The organism is Streptococcus sp. FSL K6-1323, from assembly GCF_038630745.1.
Lineage (GTDB): Bacteria > Bacillota > Bacilli > Lactobacillales > Streptococcaceae > Streptococcus > Streptococcus salivarius_D.
The window spans coordinates 1,927,991-1,946,006 of the sequence record NZ_CP152039.1 but is presented as its reverse complement, the minus strand read 5'-3'; the positions used below and the strand labels follow the sequence as shown (position 1 = coordinate 1,946,006).

The following is an 18,016-nucleotide window of genomic DNA, read 5'->3' as shown; positions in this document are numbered from 1 at the left end:
TCTTGACTGGTTTTTAAATTTAGATAAAAAAATATCGAAAAACGATAAAAATGTGTTGACAAGGAGAAATAAAGAGTGTAATATATATTCATCGATAAACGATAATAAGTTTTCGATAAAGATAATCTTATTCGCGAAAAAGAGAAAATATATACCAAAAACTATTTAATAAAGGAAATACTTATCATGAAAACACTTAAATCAATCATCAACGCAGTTCTTATTCTTCTTATGGCAATCTACGGTCTTGCAATGCTTGCTTTACTTATCCTTCCTTTTGTGGATGTGACTAATCTTTTCCCAGGTGCTGAGGTTCATTATCTTTCTGGATGGGGTTACTGGCTAGTCTCAGAGTTACAATTCGCCTTCTATCTTGCCTTGCTTTGTCTCCTTCGTAAAGAGCTTAAAGACTTTACTTGGAAGGCATTTTGGACAAAAGATTTCTCTCTCTTCTTGAAAAAGGCTGCTCTCTTAACCTTTGTGCCATCAGTCTTGAATATCTTCTTACAGTTGGGAACGACTAATCACCTTGTAGTGGACTTCAGCACATCAGTCTGGCTCCTCTTGGTCTCTCTAGCTTGTGATGCTGTCCGTCTTCGTAAGGGACAAACGGCTGTTAAATAAGTGAAAGAATCTTATTTGAAAAGTAGTAAAATCTTACCTATAAACTAGTATTTTATATTGATATTCGATATAATTGATACTGTTAATAGTTAGCTAATGATTTAGTATGAGGTCAAGGGCTCCTAGAGGCACCTTGGCTTTTTCTAGTCTATGCTCAAAGAAATCAAATGAATTTACAATCGAGGTAACACATGACAACTATCTTATTTTATTTTTTTATCATCCTAGCCTTGGCTGGCTCTAGTTATTATGGTTGGAGATCGGCCAAAAGTGCTAAAAATCGTCAGGAAACGCAAGAACAGAAACGTCTACGTAGTATTCTCCTGTTCGTTAATGTCCTCCTTTTTGCGGGCTTTTTAAGTCTTGTTATTACCATTCTTAATGATGCCTTTATCCTGACTGGTCATGAAGGACTCTTACAACAAGGTTTGCGTATGCTTCTTGGTTCGGGGGTTACTGTGAAAAGTACTAGCACTAGTCTGACGCTTTTTACAGCAACCATTGATTTCCTTCGTATGTCAGTCAACATAGGCTTCTTGTTGTGTCTACGTGTCTTTCTGATTAATCTTTATCGTTCTGATATTTTTATCGCTAAAAATGCTAAGTTGGTTCGTTGGTCAGCGCATTTGCTCGTTCTTGGGGCCTTTATCAATAATGGTATCTTTACATTTGGGACAGGCAACCAGAGTTATAGTTTCTTTAATATCAGTTATTTGCTAGTTAGTTTTGTCCTCTATGCTGTTGCTATGATTTTGACTAAGGCTAATACCATTGCTGAGGAAAATGAGTACACGATTTAGGAGGGGCTTATGATTATTGTCAATTTGGACGTTGAACTTGCCAAGAAGAAGATGCGCTCGGGTGAGCTTGCAGAACGGATTGGTATTACCCCAGCCAATCTCTCGGTTCTTAAGACAGGCAAGGCCAAGGCAATCCGTTTTACAACACTGGACGCTATTTGTAAGGAGTTGAATTGTCAACCAGGAGATATTCTTGAATATAGACCAGACGAAGAAAACTAAAAGCCTGAAGCAGTTCAGTCACCTTTCTCGTGACGATGCTTCAAGCTTTTTTTATTTTTTCTTTAGCCATGCGACCAGGGCTAGACTGGCTAGCACGGTGCCACAGACCATGGCGATATGTGTTTTTGAGACTGTCAGCTCATAGTGGAAATCTTTGTTTTCCAATTTATCGGTTGCTTCAATGCTAAGTTTCATGTCTTACCCCTCGATATAGTCTTTCAATTCTTGGCCTTCAAGTCCTGCACTAAGTGCGATGAGGAGTTTGAGGCGGGCTTTTGGTGCATTGAGTTCTTTGACAAACATAACGCCTGCTTCTTGGAGTTTAACGCCACCTCCTTCGTAGGCATAGACTGGTTCGGCGATACCGTTAAAGCAACGGGAAACGAGTACAACGGGAACTCCCTTGTCCATAAGTGACGTAATTTCTCTTGCAGCTAGTGGTGGGAGGTTTCCAGCACCTAGGGCCTCGATAACCACGCCGTCAATCTTTTCAGGGTCTAGGAGACTGATGATTCCATCTCCGATACCCATCCCAGCATAGGCCTTGATGATTGGGACTGTTCCTGTGATTTGTTCCAAATCAAAGCGAACCCAAGGCTCAGCAGTTTTGAACCAGAGGATGTCATGCTTCATGATGATTCCTAGTGGACCATGAGTTGGTGTGTGGAAGGTTGCCACGTTTGTGGTATGGGTCTTAGTCACATACTTGGCTGCATGGATTTCATCATTCATCACGACCAGGATTCCTTTGTCAGCGGCCTTGTCGTCGCTAGCAACGCGTAGAGCTGAGAGATAGTTATAGACTCCGTCGCTACCTAGTTCGTTCGACGAACGCATGGCACCAGTTAAAACGATTGGAATTTCAGGAACGGCCATGGTGTCTAGGAAGTAGGCTGTCTCTTCCAGAGTATCTGTCCCATGAGTGATGACCACCCCATCATATTGCCCAGCTGTTTCCTTGATTTTTTTGTAAATATCCAGCATGTGGTAGGGTGTGATATGTGGGCTAGGGATATTAAGAAAATCGAGAACGGTTAGTTCTAAATTGTCTAAATCAAGTCCCACATGGTTCATGGGATTATCATCGTTTTGACTGACCTTGCCATCATTATCTGCTGACATGGAAATTGTTCCTCCAGTGTGAAGGACTAGGATTTTTTTTTTCATTTATATTACTCACCATTGTATTATGTGTTATAATTTATTTTAGCATAAAATGTTAGAAGGAGGGGAGCTCTGTGGCCATTAAAGCAGTCTTTTTTGATATTGATGGGACTTTTCTAAATGACCGAAAACGTGTGTCAAGTTCGACTAAAAAAGCTATCAGTCAAATGAAGGAAGATGGTATCTTAGTTGGTTTGGCAACAGGTCGTGGGCCAGGATTTGTTCAGCCTTTCATGGACAATCTGGGTCTGGATTTTGCAGTCACTTATAATGGTCAATATATTTTGACTCATGACAAGGTACTGTATCAAAATCAGCTCCCTAAATCAACAGTCTACAACTTGATTCGCTATGCCACCAAGCACCGTAGAGAGATTTCTCTAGGGACTAGCACAGGTCTTGTTGGTTCCAATATTATTAGTATGGGAACGAGTAAGTTTGGGCAAATCGTTAGCCGTATTGTCCCTAAGTCCTGGGCTAAGATGGTGGAACGTAGTTTCAAGTCTTTGATTCGTCGTTTCAAGCCACAAAGTATTGAGACTCTTAAGACTATCATGCGTGAGCCTATTTATCAGGTGGTTATGGTAGCGACGGTGGGGGAAACACAAGATATTGAAGAAAAGTTTCCTCATGTGAAGATTACCCGTTCAAGCCCTTATTCAGCCGATATTATTTCAGCGGACCAATCTAAGTTGAAAGGTATCGCTCATCTAGGTGAGGTTTTTGGTTTCGAACTCAGTGAGGTTATGGCCTTTGGGGATTCGGAAAATGACCTAGAAATGCTGTCTGGCGTCGGCATTGGTGTTGCCATGGGTAATGGTGAAGACGAGCTGAAAGACCAGGCTACCCATGTCACTGATACTAATAACCAAAATGGGATTGCCAAAGCCTTGTCACACTACGGTTTGATTCATTTTGAGACAGAAAATTCATTTACCAGTGATGATGACAACTTCAACAAGGTTAAGGATTTCCACCATTTGATGGATGGCTCAACTAACGACATGCCTCGTGTTTACGGTATCGAGGAAGCTGGTCACCGTGCGGACTTCAAGTTGGAAGAAATTGTCGAATTCCTTTATGCTTCATCAGGTGGGGACAAGCGTGTCTTTGGTCAGGCTGTTCTGGATTTGCATGCTGCTCTTGATAAGGCAGCCCTCAAAGTTAGTTCTAAAGAGCACTCAGAGTCAACGATGGTTGGTCAGGTGGATGCTTTGATTGACTTGCTTTACTTGACCTATGGTTCATTTGTTCTTATGGGGGTGGATCCTAAACCTTTCTTTGATACGGTTCATGAGGCTAATATGGGGAAAATTTTCCCAGATGGAAAAGCCCATTTTGATCCTGTGACCCACAAAATTCTTAAACCAAGTGACTGGGAAGAGCGATTTGCACCAGAACCACACATTAAACGTGAGCTGGATCGTCAGATTCAAAAATCTCTACAAAGAAACAGATAAGAAGATATAAAGGTTTGGACAGCTTGCTCCGAACCTTTTTCTAATAAAAATGACATTTATTAATGGCTTTATTTGTGATAAAATGAAGTCATTCTATGTATTTTTAAGGAGATTGTTATGACTAAAGCAGATTGGTTAGATTTTTTTGAAGCCATCAATGGTCGTTCAGCGACTGAAGAAGAAATTGCAGCAGCACTTGCAGCTGGTGAGTTCCAAGATGACGCACCAGCAGTAGAAACTGCTCCAACACAAGAAGCGCCAGCGCAACCACAACCGACTTTCGCGAGTGCCCAAGAAGTGCAACCACAGCCAACTTTCGCGAGTGCCCAAGAAGCGCAACCACAGCCAACTTTCGCGAGTGCCCAAGAAGCGCAACCACAGCCGACTTTCGCTGGTGCCCAAGAAGCGCAACCACAGCCGACTTTTGCGAGTGCCCAAGAAGCGCCAGCGCAAGCTCCTTTTGCAAATGCTCAGGCAGCCCAAGCACAACCAACCTTTGCGGGTGCTCAAGCTACTCCAGTACAAGGAGTGCCAAATCAAGCAGCGCAACCACAAGCTGGTTTTGCCAATCCTCAAGCTGGTCAACAAGCGGCTTTTGCTAACGGTCAACCTCTTCAACCAGGTCAAAACGTTCAATTTATCAATGGTCAAGCTGTAGTTGTACCAGCGCAACCATCAGCATTTGCTACTACTTTCAAAAACTACTGGACATGGTTGCTTAATGCATGGCGTCGTCCAGCTGACATGACAGATTATGGTAAACACAATGGTTGGCTTAACTATATCTTCTTGTCACTCTTGACTGGACTTGCCTTCTTTGCAATCTTGAGCGCTATGGCACGTAAATTTGTTAGCCCAGTTGTATCAACAACAAACGCATTGTCTAGTATGTTTGGTTCTTACGGAACAGATAGTTACTCATCTTCATTTTCAAGCCATACATCTAGCATTGGTTTTGGAGCTTTCTTCGCAAGTATTCTAGCTGCCTTCCTCTTCATCTTTGCCTTCATCTTGGCAGGGTTTGTGACACGTAAGGCCATCTTCCGTGATCCTGAGACTACTTTCTTGAATAGCTTTGACCGTTTTGGTCGCTTGACATCATTGGCCTTGCCAATCTTGCTCGTAACAATCTTGTTCGGAGCTATTGGACTTGTTGGCTTCCCACTTTTCTTGTTCTATGTTGTTTACTTCTTATTTGCACTTGCAAACCTCTTTACAATTGTTCCTGTAACAACAGCGTGGAAGGCTGATAAGTTCTATCAAATGATCTTGGCAGCACTTTTGAATGGTGTAATTTTGTCAATCTTGTTTGCAATCGTATTTACTATTATGTCATCATTTATGGTGGGGCTTCTATTCTAATCTAAGTAAACCTCTAGCATTTTTTGAAAAAGTAAGTTTATAGGAGTCTTTATGGCAACAAAAGAAAAGTGGATTGATTTATTTGAAAAGGCAGTTGGTCGTCCGCCCCATGCTTTGGAGATTGAAGAAGGCCAGAAAGCAGACTTTGACTTAAAGGCTATTAAAGGCATTGCGGCAATGGGCTTGGACCAAGAAGCCACTCCTTCTGAACCAACAGAAGAAGTGGATGAGTATGACGTTGCCGAGGAAGTGTTTGAAGATGTACCGCTTGGTGATGAAGAGGAAACGACTCCTTTAGAAACTGAGGAGCTTACACCAGTATCTCAAGCTGAAGAAAATTCAGAGGCCGCTTCTAAAGAAGCACAAGCTATCTGGATGAAGGCTTTTAAAACCTATGTTGGGCGTCAACCTCTTCCTGAGGAATTCCTACTTGGTAAGTCTTCAGGTTATGATGTGTCAACCATCCATCAATTTATCTCAGATGGTAAGGCTGCGAAACCAGCCAAGCCTGCCATGGCTAAAGGGAAGAAAATCCTGATTATTGCTGGTGTTGTTGCAGCAGTCTTAGCACTTGCTGGTTACGGCTTTGGTTCTTATTACTACTCACGTGGTCAAGTAGCAGAACGTTATGAAGCAGCAGCTAAGAAGAGCTTTAAAGATAGCTTGGAATACCAAGTATGGTCTGATACTAAAAAGGAAATTAAAACATCCGAAGTCAAGTACACAGACACTAAAAGTACACAAGCCTATAGCAAGAGCCAACTCATGTCTGGCGAACGTATGCAAAAGGTTGGACGTCAGTTCCTTATTTTTCCTAAGTGGCGAGTCGTGGTAGATCCTGGAACGGTTGATTTGACTGTTAATACAGCTGATTTGAATGTGACTATTAACGGGGTTTCTTACGCGACCACAGATGGCAATAACTACACGGCTAAATTGAATCATCTCTATCCAGGAACCTACAATTTTGTGGCTTCTGGTAAGGTCAATGATCAAGATATCACTGTCTCATCTGAGGAAAATGTGACCTCTAAAACAGAAGTCAATCTCTCTGTAGAGTATCTCAGCTTTACTGTTAAGTCTAATCTTAAGGATGGAGACCTCTACGTTGGTGGTACCAAGATTGGAACCCTCAACTCAGGGAAACTAGATGTTAACAAGGTAGCAGTAGCTGGATCATCAGCCGTTTATGTCAAGAAGAATTTCGAAGATGGTAGCTCTATCAAGACAGAGACATTGTCTATTAAGAAAATTTCTGAAGGCCAAACGGTGACTCTAGATGCTGATGGTGTTCTTGATCGTGATACGGCAGATCGTCTCTTGACCGCTGCTTACGGTAAATTTGGCAGCTACGCTTCTAATCACAACACGACACCAGATGGTGTATCCGACATTTTCCTTAATGGTACTGATGATACCATGTACAAGGATGTAACGGCTGATATTGATAGAAACACTACGGGTGCTAAAAACCGTGCCGCTGATAGTATTACCTTCTCGGACGTTGACGTCACAGAAGTCGTTCAGACTGGTGAGAAGACCTTCAAGGTGACCTTCACAGCAGTTTATGATTTCTATTATGGTTATGATTCGAAATTCAAGTCATCAGGAGATATCAAGGATAAAATCTCTTGGTCATGTAATGTGGAATATGTTGGTGACGATAGTGACTCTAGCAGTAGTGGTTCTAACTACAGCGACTACCGTATCAATGGTAAGGCTGGTGAATCACAAAAAGTGAGTCGTGAAGATACTGTGAAATAACAGTTACTTTCTCAGTTAGTTGGCATTGAACAGATTACAAATAGGAGGCTAGACCTCCACACTAAAAATGAGAGCCTGGTAATTGCCAGGTTCTTTTGTTTGTCTGTTTTTACCTCTTAGGGGCTAAACCGTGCCACTTACCTAAAAGACCTTGTTTTGTGTAAATCAGTTGTTATAATGGAACCATCAAAAGGACAGGAAAGGAGTCTTATGAAAGTTAGAATCGAATTAGACCCATCCATGGATGAGCCTGAAATCTTGATTCGAGCTCCTCGGTTAACACAGGAATTAGCCCAGCTCCAAGAGTCTATTCTAAAGCAAAAGTTAGTTCCCTTAGCCTTTTACAAGGATCGCAGTGAATATTTTCTAGATTTGGCAGATATTCTCTTTTTTGAAACAGACGGGGAGAAAATTTATGGTCATACTAAGGATGAGGCTTATGAGGTGAAGCAAAAACTCTACGAATTGGAAGAGTTGCTTCCGATTGCCTTTTGTCGGATTTCCAAATCGACGATTGTTAATGCTAAGCAGATTTATTCTTTGGAGAAGTCTTTTTCAGGGACCAGCACGGTGAATTTCTATCAGACCCACAAGCAGGTCCATGTATCAAGACGCTACTATCAAGTTTTAAAAGAACGACTAAACGAAATGAGGTAAGATAATGAGAAAGAAATTAATTGGGATCCTCTTGATCCTTTTGGCAGCTTTGGTAATTGTACAAGACTACTTTATAAAATGGGAAATTAGTATTTGGATGTTGGCCTGGGTGGTCTTATTAGCTATTTTATCTCTTTCTAGTCTTTTGAAGCGACATTTTGGTCTTGGTTTCGCCTATGGTATTGTGGCTCTTTTTTCACTCAATGGACAGTTCCATTTTCTTCCAGTATCTAATTCGGTCGTTATTTTTTCTTCTGTTCTTGCAGTTATTGGCTTGAACATTCTCTTCAATTCTTCTGGTAAAACAAAGAATCGTTTTGGATTGGGTGTAACTGGTTCAGACGCTAATAATGGAGGAAATGATATTGATGTCACTTTTTCATCAGTGACCAAGTATCTTAATGACCAGCAATTTACGCATGGGAGTGCAGATGTTAGTTTAGGACAGGCTTCCGTCTATTTTGATAATTGCCGTATTGAGGGGCCATCTGCCCAGTTTGATGTGGACGTTTCTCTTGGAAGTCTTAGTCTCTATGTGCCTAGTGATTGGCGAGTACATGTGAATGTGGATAATTCTCTCTCAGCTGTACAGCATGAGGAAAATCCTAGCAACTTGACTAGCAAGGACTTCTACATCAAAGGGGATGTTTCCTTGGGGAATTTAGAAATCATTTATGTTGGTGAGAGTTCGATTGATTAAGTTAGGAGAGAAGTTGCTCTAAACATGACAATGAGGAAGATCATATCCTCTGTATTTATAAGTTCATCCAATCTATCAGATTGATTGACACTCAAGGGAGTGGGACAAGGAACAATTTGTAAAAAGTTGTTCGGTCCTACCCCCTTTTTTCCTGTTTTATAGTCTCTTTATTTGTGATACTATAGTATAGTGAAAAAACTAGACTGGAATAACTTTACTCTTTTGGAGTTTTATGTGACAGCGATGAATGGAGACAATCTAAGCAGATGCCTGCTTGGAGCGATAGTCAAGTAAACTCAAAATGAGGCTAGAAGGGAAATTGTTATGAGAAAAAAAGCGATTGGTATTGATTTAGGAACAACGAATTCCGTTATGGCTGTTGTTCGTGAAGATATGCCAGAGATTATTCCGATGGGGACGAATGACGATCAGGTCTTACGTTCAGCGGTTTATTTCTCAAATATTGGTGGACAAAACCATGTGTCTTTTGGTAAGGAAGCCATTGAGCGTGGGACAGAAATCGGAAGTACAGAAAATTTTAAATTTGACTTTAAACGTGATATTGGGCGTCCAATTGCCAGTGATACACCAGACCACACACGTGTCAATTCTATTATTCTTTCTGCCTTGGTTTTGAACGAATTTCGTAAACGCGCTTATGTAGTTGGTCAGGAGATGGGGCAAGCAGATGGTATCAAGGATGCTGTTATCACAGTGCCTGCCTACTTTACGTCAGATCAACGTGCAGCAACTAAGAATGCTGGTCGTATCGCAGGATTTAATGTCTTGCGTATTATCAATGAGCCTACAGCTGCGGCTATTGCCTATGCCCACACTAAAAATGCTCAAGGAAATGTCTTGGTCTTCGACCTAGGTGGAGGAACTTTTGACGTTACCATCATGCGCGTGGCTGATCATGCCTATGATATTTTGGCAACTGATGGGAATTCACGTCTTGGTGGGATTGACTTTGATAAGCGTCTTGTGGGCTACATCATGCAGGAGTTGGAAAAACAAGGGGTCAATATGACTAACCTTTCCGAGAAGGAAAAAATTCAACTTCAATATAAGGCTGAGCAGATTAAGACTAGTCTGTCTGTGAATGACCAAGCTCTCTATGAGCACTATGTCAATGGTCAAGGTTACGGTGTCTTGATTACTCAAGCGATTTTCAATGAAATTACCTTGGACCTCCTCAAAGATACTGAAATCAAGGTGCAGTCTACTCTTCAAGCATCTGGCTTAAAATGGGAAGAGATTGATCATATTCTCCTTGTGGGTGGGTCAACACGTATGCCAATGATTCGTCAAATGATTCGCTTGATGAGTGGTTTGGAACCTAAGTTTGACCTTAATCCAGACACTATCGTGGCACAGGGAGCTTCTATTTTGGCTGACCTTATCGTCAATAATGAGGTTAGCTTCTCTGAACATCAGGATGGTAAGACAACTGAGACAGATAGAGTAGTTGTTAAGGATGTGACCTCTCAGGGAATCGGTCTGCTCTTCAAGAAAAATCCAAATAAGAACTACAGCTTTGTGGGTGACTACTATAATAGTGTCGTGGTTCCACGTAACTCGGTCTTGCCTTTGGCTGTTACTAAGGATCTCTTTGCGGTCGTGGATGGACAGAGCAAGTTCAAGCTTCGTATCACAGAAGGAAATTACGAGAATCCATTTGCTGTGAAGATTTTGGGACAAGTGGAAGGGCAAGTGCCACAACCTCGTCAGAAAGGCGAGCTCTTGGCACAAGTCACCTATGCCTTTGACTCAGAACAAATTGTTACCGTGACAGTATCGGATCCTCGAAGTAATACTGTTGTGGCACGCTTTTCAGTCAATGCACAAGTCAACCAAACCCAAGAAGTGGTTAAGGAAGACTTGTCAGAACTTCAAGCTATTTTTGCTAAATTCATCTCATGATAGACTACTACAAAGCAATTGATACAGAGACAGGACAGGAAGTGACCTATTTAAGAGAGGTCAGTAACCGCATCTCTCCAGAGATGTCGGCTCAAGATTGTTTCGTGGCTCTTTCCTTTTTACGTGAGGAGCTGGAGGAGCTCTGGACAAATGGTACCTTGGATAAAGAAGGGGAGCGTTTGCGCAGTGAGCTCTACACGATTCGCTCAATCTTTTTCTCAGACCATGAGAAGTTACAATACGACCGAAAACTTAGACAGGCTCAGAGAAAGGCTTCGGAAGTTGAGAAGGGGGCGGCCACTGATGCTAGCAATCTATCAGCTAAAAAGGAAATCCCTTTTGAACCTGTTGCGGTGACTCAGACCAAAGAGTCACCTCTTAAAAATTACCTCTTTGCGGCCTTCGCCTTTGTGATTTTACTAAGCTTGATTCTCTTCTTCAATATCAATGTCATCGTTCTTATTATCGGAGCCATTCTAATTGTTGCTTTGATGTTACTTATGTCTTAGGAGATATTAATGGAAACCAATCAATTAACATTTGAACATATCTGTTTCAAATATAAGGGAAATGATAACCAGCTCTTTACAGATTTGGATGTTACTATGGAGACTGGTCAAGTTGTCGGTATCTTGGGTGCTTCTGGTTCAGGGAAAACAACTTTAACAGAGATTCTCCTAGGCCAGCTTAAACCGACTTGCCAACAATTTCGTATTTTAGAAAATGGTAAACCTGTGACTGCGGGTTCACGCTCTTGGTCCTATGTACCCCAACAAAATCTCCTACGTGAGTACCTCAAGGTATCTGAGACCTTTGATTTTTATGCGGACCACCATCTGAAAGGGAGTGGTAAGCTGACTAAAAAGCATCGCATTGCAGGCATCATGGATGATTTAGGGTTGACGGAATTTGCCAATAAGAAGATCTCAGAGCTTTCTGGTGGGCAAAAACGTCGTGTCTCTATTGGTATCGAGCTTCTTAGCCCTAGTCCCTACTTTATCCTTGATGAGCCGTCTTCAGGTTTGGATGCCCTTAGTGATCGTAATCTCTTACGTACCTTGAAAATCTTGGCTAAATCAGCTAACAAGTCTATTGTGGTTATTACTCACAATACAGAAAATTTGGCTATTTTTGACAAGATCATCTTCTTGTCTAAGGGACGTCCGACATTTGCAGGAACCTATGAAGAGTTGCTTTTGGAATACAAGACTAGCGATCCTTATATGATTCGTAAATATATGGATATGAATATAGCAGATGTCTACCAAGAGCTCAATGCTTCAACACGTATTTACAAGATTTAGGGAGACTTATGAACGCAGCATTACGATTAAGTTGGTATAAATTTAAACACCACTACATGGATTTTGTGAAGGTTCTTCTGGGCATTGTCGCTTTCGAAGGCTTAATCCTCTATATCCAAGACAAGGGATTTTTGAAAGATTTCGAAACAACTCGAATGACCCTCTTTCTCTTGCTTTTCTCAACCAGTCTCTTGATTGTGGTTCAAAACAGTATTTATATTTCTAAGGAACGCTCGGTCCTCAACCGTGACTTTTTCTCAGGTTTGAGTCGTTCAGCCTTCGCCTTGGCTAGTATGGGGATTCACGCCTTCTTTGCCGTTTTGGAAACCATTGTCTTTATCCTATCTTACTCTGTCTTTAGTAAGTTCTTTGACAAGGAATTTCCAGATGCTGGTCATATTTTTGGTTCCTACCGTTGGGAAGTTGGGATTACAGTGCTCCTGGTTTTCTTGGCGTCGCATTTTATTGCCCTCTTTATCTCAGCCTTAGTTGGCAAATCTGAGATTACCTCTGTTATCCTAGCAGTCATTGTGGGTATCATGCAATTTTCATTGTCGGGAACTATCCTGTCTTTGCCAAAGGCCATTGATTGGGTACAAAAATTTATCTATCTTGGTTATGGCCACAAGCTTTTTGGGATTTCTAGTGACTTGTCAGACTTGCCATCTAGCTTGGCTAAGTACCATGTTCCTGTCCCTAAGAGCCAGTTGGAGGCCTTTCAAGGGTCTACAGGCGAATTCTGGGGACAATGGTGGGCCTTGGTGCTTCATTGCCTCGTTTACGCCCTACTCTTTTTCATCACACTTCAGAAGAAGGAGAAATAAATGCAACAATATGATGAATGGCTGATTGACTTCCAAGTGCAGCATGGTCGCAAGCCGAGCGATAAGGAAGTTGCTGAAGCTGCTAAGACTGGTTTTGCTCTTTCGAGTGGCTTGAGCAGACAGAAAAATTCTAAATTCAGACAAGTTTTGTCTAAGGTTGGTTTGGGTGATCTCAAGTTTAGCTGGTTCTTAGTTTTGGAAATTTTGCTCTTGATTTGTATTGCTCTCTTTGGCTATGTTGTTGGCTATCTATTTATCTAGGAGGACCTCATGAAACAGTTTAAACATAAAAAGTTTATCGGTTTAGCCTTAATTGTCTTTTTGGTCTTCATGGTACTTGGAAAATACACTCAGAGCACGGCTTTTACATCGTCTTCAAGAGTTTATGCCACAACCGTTGTCGATAAGAATACCGGGAACAAGGTGCGTTTTGAAGTTCGTAAGATCAAGGGAGACAAATACGAAGTCAAAAATACGGAGACCGGGGATACTTATCAGGCTAATGCCCAATCCGGCGAAGACCGTTCTTTGAGCTTTAAGTTGCCTGGAACTAACGGTAGCTCAGACGGTACTATCCGTATCACACCAAGTATGGTACCTGGAGGAGATGCGAAGGTTGAAATGACTGAATCAGACACCTATACTCAGATTGAGGGAGGCTCTGAAGTCGTTGAGTCTAGCGAGGCTTCGTCTAGTTCTTCAAGTAGCCAAGTTAAAAGCATTATTAAGGATATTTTGGAATCAAGTAGTTCATCCTCTGGTAGCGATGCAAGCTCAGAATCGTCTTCTAACGATCCCAATAAGCCAAATGCAGATATCAAGACTAAGACCGATGTCAATGGTGATAAGGAAACTACTTATATTGCAGACTATTCGACTGAGGACATTAAGTCTATCACGGAAGCCTTTGGGAAATGGCTCTATCAGTCTGATTATGCCAAGGATGCTGTTTTAGTTCAAAGCAGCTTTGACAGCATCACCAAGGTCAATGATGGTAGTCCAACCTTCCTGTCATTCAAGGCACCTAAGGAAAAAGGTAGCAGCCAAACGATTACCGTCCTTGCTAATCTCATCAATGCGGATGGCTATGAACATATTACTGGTGTTCCGAGTGGTATCATCAATGGCAAGGAAGTCTCAAACTATGATTTCAAGGACTATAAAAACACAGTTGATTCCTTTGCTTTAGGGATTAATGACAATAGTGGTAAGACCGCAGACTATAGCCCAACATCATCCTTCCGTCTTTATACCTTGAAGGATAAGAAACATGCTATGTATGAAGACGATGCTGCTGAACAAAAAGCCCTCTTTAAGGACTTCTCAGCTGATGATAAAACTGGTGGCAATTATAATGGCTACAACAAGCTTTATAAGGATTTGGTTGACCAAGATAAGGATTCTTACCAAATCGTTCTAGGCTCCAACGGTACCGTTTATTATGTGACGAACTACTGGAAGGGTAATTACGATAAGAAGGCTGTTCAGACCTATAAGGTAGCACCAGATGATATGCAAGAGGCTTACCAAGAGTTGCTCAAGCATTACTCTAGTGCTAGCACATCTGAAAGCTCAGAATCTTCAAGTTCTTCACAAACATCGGAGTCATCATCAAGCTCATCAGAGGCCAAAACAGAATCAAAAACGGAAACCAAGACCGAGCAAACAGGCATGGATGTTAATGCTATCAAGGATAATAACTTCCAAAGCCTCGAAGGTACTTGGAAGAATGGGAATGGTAGTAGTTTGACATTTTCTAAGGATCAAGTAACTGCGCCAACAGATTATGAGGTCCAAAATGCTAATTCCAGTCTTGAAAATGGCTATCTGAGAGCGAGTCTAAGAACAGGAATGTATGGGGCAATAATCTTTTTCATCCCGAAAGGTACGACATTACCGAATATATCAGGAGACTATCCTGATGCTTCAGATAATACCAAAGACCGTATCCTAGTGACCCAATCAGGAAGTGCACAATCTGACGCCAAACAATTCTACTACAAGGCTGACTAGATCTGATAAATCTGAAAGTTGAGATAAAATTATCTCAACTTTTTATATTACATTTGTAACTTTAATTTAATAGTCAACCTTCCTTGTATAAATAAGCGGATTATTAGGGAGGCGAAGGCTTTCTTATAAAATTAATTATTGTGAAAACTTACAAAAAGCTATATAATGAGTAGTGTTGTAAAAAGGGCTTCCTAGGGGATTTTTGAGGAAGTTTCTTAAATCAGATTAGAGGGAGAGGGGGAAAAGAATGACTTCTATTATTGAATCACTACTTGCTGCTTTTAAAGATTTTCATTGGCTAGTATCTATAGATACGCTCTTGATTTTCTTTGTCAATTATCTGATGTTTCATGCAGCTGGTAGGGTCAAGATTTCTTGGTGGCTACTTTTATTAGGTGGTCTTTTGTCGGTTGTTTTGACTCCCCTTCTTCCTATGGGATTCAAATTTTTACTTAATCCTCTCATTTTATTTTGTTTTAGTTATTACAAACGTCCAGACTTGCCATGGATAGAGCCGGTATTTAATAGTTTTTATGCCTGGGGGACAACCAATATCATTATACGAGGCTTGTCATTAATCGTCTTTCCTTTACTTTTGGGAGACGACTTGATGAGCCGCATTCCAGAATCTTTAACAGAGTTTATATGTGTGGTAGTTACTTATCCTCTTTATCTTTTGGTTCACCGTTTTATTGGTTATGAATATTTGCAGGTCGAGGAAAAGGAGCGCTTACGTATACACTTCACCCCTATTGTTATTGGGGTTAGCTTTGCCTTTCTTTCATACGGGCTTCTAAATGATTTCATGCCTTACTTTGCTAGCATCTGGCCTGTGGAAGTGGTTAACAATTATGCCAAGTTGATCGTTCTATTAGCAACAGGAGCCTTCTTCATCGTTGTTTCCTATGCCAACCAGTGGATTAAGGATGAACTTTTTCTGGAGTTGAAAGAGGAGCAGGAGCGTCATTTCCAGAGCTTACAGGAATCTAGTAGACATATCCTCCATCTTTATCAGGAGCTATACCGTGATGGAGTGCCTAAGGTAGTCGTACCTAAGAAGGTTAAGACCGTTCTGGCTACTAGTCAAGAGGGAGACACTCAGAACCTATCTGATGAAGAGGTTCCCTTCAGCAAGGTTATGCCAGATATTTCTAACCTGCTTTCTCAATTGTTACGTTCCGTCATTGAGAGTAAGTATATGGAGTTTCATGCAGTTGGCGTTGATTTTATCATGGAGGTTCCAGACCCTATATCCCCAGTTCATATCGATGTGGTGGATTTATCAGCTGTTCTAACGACCTTCTTGGACAATGCCTTGTTGAGAGCTCATGGTCAAGAAAATAGTTTAGTTCGTATGTCTTATTACCAAAGAGGTGAGGTCCAGGTCCTCTCTGTAGAGACAACCCTTTCGCAAGATAGTGCCGAGGCGCCCCACGAGGCGTATGAGAGTCACTTATCAATCAATGAGCAGCTCGAAGATATTATGGAGCGTTACCCTCAGTCTAAACTTAGCTTTACGAATGATAAGTTCATCTATAGACAGCAATTTGAATACTAAATAACTTGTAAAAAAATATATAGAAAGGAGATTCGATGTTTGAATCGTTTTTGGGAATAAATTTTTTAAATCTCTATGATACAGATGCCTTTCTAGCCATTCAGCTTATTTTAACTCTGATGATAAATTGTGCCATTTTCAAACGAATGACAGACATTCGTATCTCCTGGACGGTCTTCTTGACCTTAGCCCTGTTAGATGTAGTCATTCAGTATAATATTACTAACATGATTATGGTTTTTGATGTCTTTATCCTGATGATTTTGGCCTTTCTTGCTAAAGGGAAGACCTGGTCGGTGACCCAGTATGCTTTTCATACTTTGTTTCCAGTGGTGACGTCAGATTTACTTTATCGCTTATTGGGACTCTTCTTTATTCCCCTTCTCTTAAATCTCCCTGTCGCTGAGGTAGGGTCTAATGCCCTTTTCTATCTCTTATCTTACGGTTTGATTTTGCCACTTTATTTTGTATTTGACCGTTTCTTGGGCTTGGATTTGAAGCGTTGGAAGGTCTATAGCGATGACTCTTTCCAGAACCTCCAGATTTCTAGAAGAGTTGCTATAGCAATGGCCATTTATTTATTGGGAATCTATCTCAGTGTGAATTTAGACAGTTGGTTTCCTGGCTACTCTTCAGAGGTGGAGTTGAGACTTCGGATGCTTTGGGTTCTCTTGTCCGCAGTGGCTTTCATTTTCCTAATTGCCCATCTTAATCAACTGTCTCGGCAGTATTTGGAAGAGAGTTTGGCCATGGAGGAAAAGAGGCATTTGAATAGTTTGACCAAGGCCAACCAAAAGATTGATCTTCTCTACAATGAGTTGTTACAATACAGACAGTCTTATCAGACGGTTGTGGAACAATTTTCAGAGGAAGTACGTGACCAGGAAGAGGCTCTTGCTGAACAGGTGTATCAGAATGTCCTTAGAGAGAGTGCCAAGGAGTTTGAACGTTTCCGTGTCATTGATAATCCTAAGCTGGAAAATATTCAGTCCCTACCCTTACGTAGCCTTCTTTCGGCTCGTATGATGGAGGCTAAACGTAGTAATATTCCAGTGACTTGTGATATTCCTGAGGAGATTTCAGGGTTTACCATGAACGTGGTTGACTTGACCTTGCTGGTGTCTATTTTCTTTAGTAATGCGATTGATGAGAGTAAGCAGGTACCTGCCAGTCAAATCAAGTTTAGTTTTCATCGACATGATAAGGATGGAAGCTACCATTTTGTCATGGAAAATAGGACGCAAGAAGAAAAAGTTGACCTTGATGCCATTATGCAGGAAGAAAACCAGAAGAAGACCTCAGGTCTTAACCTCCACTCAGCCAAGGATATTCTTAGGAAGTATAGTGATGCCAATTTGATTACAAGCAGTGGTGATTACCTCTTCAAACAGGAATTGATTTTTAAATAAAGATGTAGAGCTAAATCAGAGGATTTGGCTCTTTTTTTTTAGGTACAAGTCCATGAAGGAGGGCTCTTTGCTGTGGTGCTTGTGCTTATGTGAGAAACTTAGGACATCGGAGGAGATAGGGGCGAGGGAGGAGTCTGATTGTTGCTTCATTCTGTGTTATAATAGCAAGGATTAGTGGTTGTTAGCACTAAGTGAATGGCAGTTCTTGCTTGGCCTAACGACTGGTGTAGAG

General features: G+C 41.3%; 18 protein-coding genes. 16 read left to right on the top strand and 2 right to left on the bottom strand.

Features of this window, described 5'->3' with window-relative positions; translation table 11 throughout:
- Positions 1-186: 186 nt before the first annotated feature.
- The 3 genes from NST80_RS09055 to NST80_RS09045 all read left to right on the top strand — a co-directional run bounded on the left by NST80_RS09055 (position 187) and on the right by NST80_RS09045 (position 1,646).
- A complete protein-coding gene (locus NST80_RS09055) occupies positions 187-624 on the top strand; it encodes a hypothetical protein (protein ID WP_045769172.1) in 438 nt (145 codons plus the stop codon).
- A 191-nt stretch (positions 625-815) separates the two neighbouring features.
- A complete protein-coding gene (locus tag NST80_RS09050) occupies positions 816-1,424 on the top strand; it encodes a DUF2975 domain-containing protein (RefSeq protein ID WP_049553918.1) in 609 nt (202 codons plus the stop codon).
- A gap of 9 nt (positions 1,425-1,433) precedes the next feature.
- On the top strand, positions 1,434-1,646 hold the full coding sequence (locus NST80_RS09045) for a helix-turn-helix transcriptional regulator (protein ID WP_002889236.1): 213 nt from the start codon (positions 1,434-1,436) through the stop codon (positions 1,644-1,646).
- A gap of 51 nt (positions 1,647-1,697) precedes the next feature.
- Here the strand turns inward: NST80_RS09045 and NST80_RS09040 are convergent, their stop codons facing one another.
- Together NST80_RS09040 and NST80_RS09035 are read right to left on the bottom strand one after the other, a co-directional pair.
- On the bottom strand, positions 1,698-1,841 hold the full coding sequence (locus NST80_RS09040) for a hypothetical protein (RefSeq protein WP_013991161.1): 144 nt from the start codon (positions 1,839-1,841) through the stop codon (positions 1,698-1,700).
- A 3-nt stretch (positions 1,842-1,844) separates the two neighbouring features.
- On the bottom strand, positions 1,845-2,813 hold the full coding sequence (locus NST80_RS09035; RefSeq protein ID WP_118172219.1) for an asparaginase: 969 nt from the start codon (positions 2,811-2,813) through the stop codon (positions 1,845-1,847).
- Between the two features lie 71 nt (positions 2,814-2,884).
- Here NST80_RS09035 and NST80_RS09030 point away from each other — a divergent pair, with 71 nt between their 5' ends.
- From NST80_RS09030 to NST80_RS08970, 13 genes are all read left to right on the top strand, one after another.
- Positions 2,885-4,270: a Cof-type HAD-IIB family hydrolase gene (locus tag NST80_RS09030; RefSeq protein WP_084871027.1), complete on the top strand. Its 1,386-nt coding sequence runs from the start codon at positions 2,885-2,887 to the stop codon at positions 4,268-4,270.
- Between the two features lie 117 nt (positions 4,271-4,387).
- The gene (locus tag NST80_RS09025) at positions 4,388-5,632 is read left to right on the top strand and encodes a DUF6574 domain-containing protein (protein ID WP_118172218.1); all 1,245 of its coding nucleotides are present in this window, start codon (positions 4,388-4,390) and stop codon (positions 5,630-5,632) included.
- 51 nt (positions 5,633-5,683) lie between these two features.
- Positions 5,684-7,396 carry a hypothetical protein gene (locus NST80_RS09020; protein WP_118172217.1) on the top strand — a complete coding sequence of 571 codons (1,713 nt, stop codon included), beginning with the start codon at positions 5,684-5,686 and terminating at the stop codon, positions 7,394-7,396.
- A gap of 210 nt (positions 7,397-7,606) precedes the next feature.
- On the top strand, positions 7,607-8,053 hold the full coding sequence (locus NST80_RS09015; protein WP_004183428.1) for a LytTR family DNA-binding domain-containing protein: 447 nt from the start codon (positions 7,607-7,609) through the stop codon (positions 8,051-8,053).
- A gap of 4 nt (positions 8,054-8,057) precedes the next feature.
- Entirely contained in the window at positions 8,058-8,753 is a 696-nt protein-coding gene (locus NST80_RS09010) for a hypothetical protein (RefSeq protein WP_045769177.1), read from the top strand.
- A 324-nt stretch (positions 8,754-9,077) separates the two neighbouring features.
- Positions 9,078-10,676 (top strand): Hsp70 family protein, encoded by a 1,599-nt coding sequence (locus NST80_RS09005; protein ID WP_004183425.1) that lies wholly within the window; start codon positions 9,078-9,080, stop codon positions 10,674-10,676.
- Complete coding sequence (locus NST80_RS09000; RefSeq protein WP_070579442.1) at positions 10,673-11,185, top strand: hypothetical protein; 513 nt, start codon at positions 10,673-10,675, stop codon at positions 11,183-11,185. The genes NST80_RS09005 and NST80_RS09000 overlap by 4 nt, the downstream gene beginning before the upstream one ends.
- Positions 11,186-11,194: 9 nt before the next feature.
- Positions 11,195-11,980: an ABC transporter ATP-binding protein gene (locus NST80_RS08995; RefSeq protein WP_002891779.1), complete on the top strand. Its 786-nt coding sequence runs from the start codon at positions 11,195-11,197 to the stop codon at positions 11,978-11,980.
- 8 nt (positions 11,981-11,988) lie between these two features.
- Complete coding sequence (locus NST80_RS08990; RefSeq protein WP_084871023.1) at positions 11,989-12,804, top strand: ABC transporter permease; 816 nt, start codon at positions 11,989-11,991, stop codon at positions 12,802-12,804.
- Positions 12,805-13,065 carry a hypothetical protein gene (locus tag NST80_RS08985; RefSeq protein ID WP_002884593.1) on the top strand — a complete coding sequence of 87 codons (261 nt, stop codon included), beginning with the start codon at positions 12,805-12,807 and terminating at the stop codon, positions 13,063-13,065.
- 9 nt (positions 13,066-13,074) lie between these two features.
- Complete coding sequence (locus NST80_RS08980; protein WP_118172216.1) at positions 13,075-14,817, top strand: DUF6287 domain-containing protein; 1,743 nt, start codon at positions 13,075-13,077, stop codon at positions 14,815-14,817.
- A gap of 247 nt (positions 14,818-15,064) precedes the next feature.
- Positions 15,065-16,375 carry a hypothetical protein gene (locus tag NST80_RS08975; protein ID WP_118172215.1) on the top strand — a complete coding sequence of 437 codons (1,311 nt, stop codon included), beginning with the start codon at positions 15,065-15,067 and terminating at the stop codon, positions 16,373-16,375.
- A gap of 35 nt (positions 16,376-16,410) precedes the next feature.
- Positions 16,411-17,784, top strand: a complete 1,374-nt coding sequence (locus tag NST80_RS08970) for a GHKL domain-containing protein (RefSeq protein ID WP_004183414.1) — start codon at positions 16,411-16,413, stop codon at positions 17,782-17,784.
- Positions 17,785-18,016 lie beyond the last annotated feature (232 nt).

Coding starts and splice junctions, on each gene's coding strand:
- NST80_RS09055 (WP_045769172.1), top strand. CDS start 187: ATGAAAACACTTAAATCAATCATCAACGCAGTTCTTATTCTTCTTATG.
- NST80_RS09050 (WP_049553918.1), top strand. CDS start 816: ATGACAACTATCTTATTTTATTTTTTTATCATCCTAGCCTTGGCTGGC.
- NST80_RS09045 (WP_002889236.1), top strand. CDS start 1,434: ATGATTATTGTCAATTTGGACGTTGAACTTGCCAAGAAGAAGATGCGC.
- NST80_RS09040 (WP_013991161.1), bottom strand. CDS start 1,841: ATGAAACTTAGCATTGAAGCAACCGATAAATTGGAAAACAAAGATTTC.
- NST80_RS09035 (WP_118172219.1), bottom strand. CDS start 2,813: ATGAAAAAAAAAATCCTAGTCCTTCACACTGGAGGAACAATTTCCATG.
- NST80_RS09025 (WP_118172218.1), top strand. CDS start 4,388: ATGACTAAAGCAGATTGGTTAGATTTTTTTGAAGCCATCAATGGTCGT.
- NST80_RS09020 (WP_118172217.1), top strand. CDS start 5,684: ATGGCAACAAAAGAAAAGTGGATTGATTTATTTGAAAAGGCAGTTGGT.
- NST80_RS09015 (WP_004183428.1), top strand. CDS start 7,607: ATGAAAGTTAGAATCGAATTAGACCCATCCATGGATGAGCCTGAAATC.
- NST80_RS09010 (WP_045769177.1), top strand. CDS start 8,058: ATGAGAAAGAAATTAATTGGGATCCTCTTGATCCTTTTGGCAGCTTTG.
- NST80_RS09005 (WP_004183425.1), top strand. CDS start 9,078: ATGAGAAAAAAAGCGATTGGTATTGATTTAGGAACAACGAATTCCGTT.
- NST80_RS09000 (WP_070579442.1), top strand. CDS start 10,673: ATGATAGACTACTACAAAGCAATTGATACAGAGACAGGACAGGAAGTG.
- NST80_RS08995 (WP_002891779.1), top strand. CDS start 11,195: ATGGAAACCAATCAATTAACATTTGAACATATCTGTTTCAAATATAAG.
- NST80_RS08990 (WP_084871023.1), top strand. CDS start 11,989: ATGAACGCAGCATTACGATTAAGTTGGTATAAATTTAAACACCACTAC.
- NST80_RS08985 (WP_002884593.1), top strand. CDS start 12,805: ATGCAACAATATGATGAATGGCTGATTGACTTCCAAGTGCAGCATGGT.
- NST80_RS08980 (WP_118172216.1), top strand. CDS start 13,075: ATGAAACAGTTTAAACATAAAAAGTTTATCGGTTTAGCCTTAATTGTC.
- NST80_RS08975 (WP_118172215.1), top strand. CDS start 15,065: ATGACTTCTATTATTGAATCACTACTTGCTGCTTTTAAAGATTTTCAT.
- NST80_RS08970 (WP_004183414.1), top strand. CDS start 16,411: ATGTTTGAATCGTTTTTGGGAATAAATTTTTTAAATCTCTATGATACA.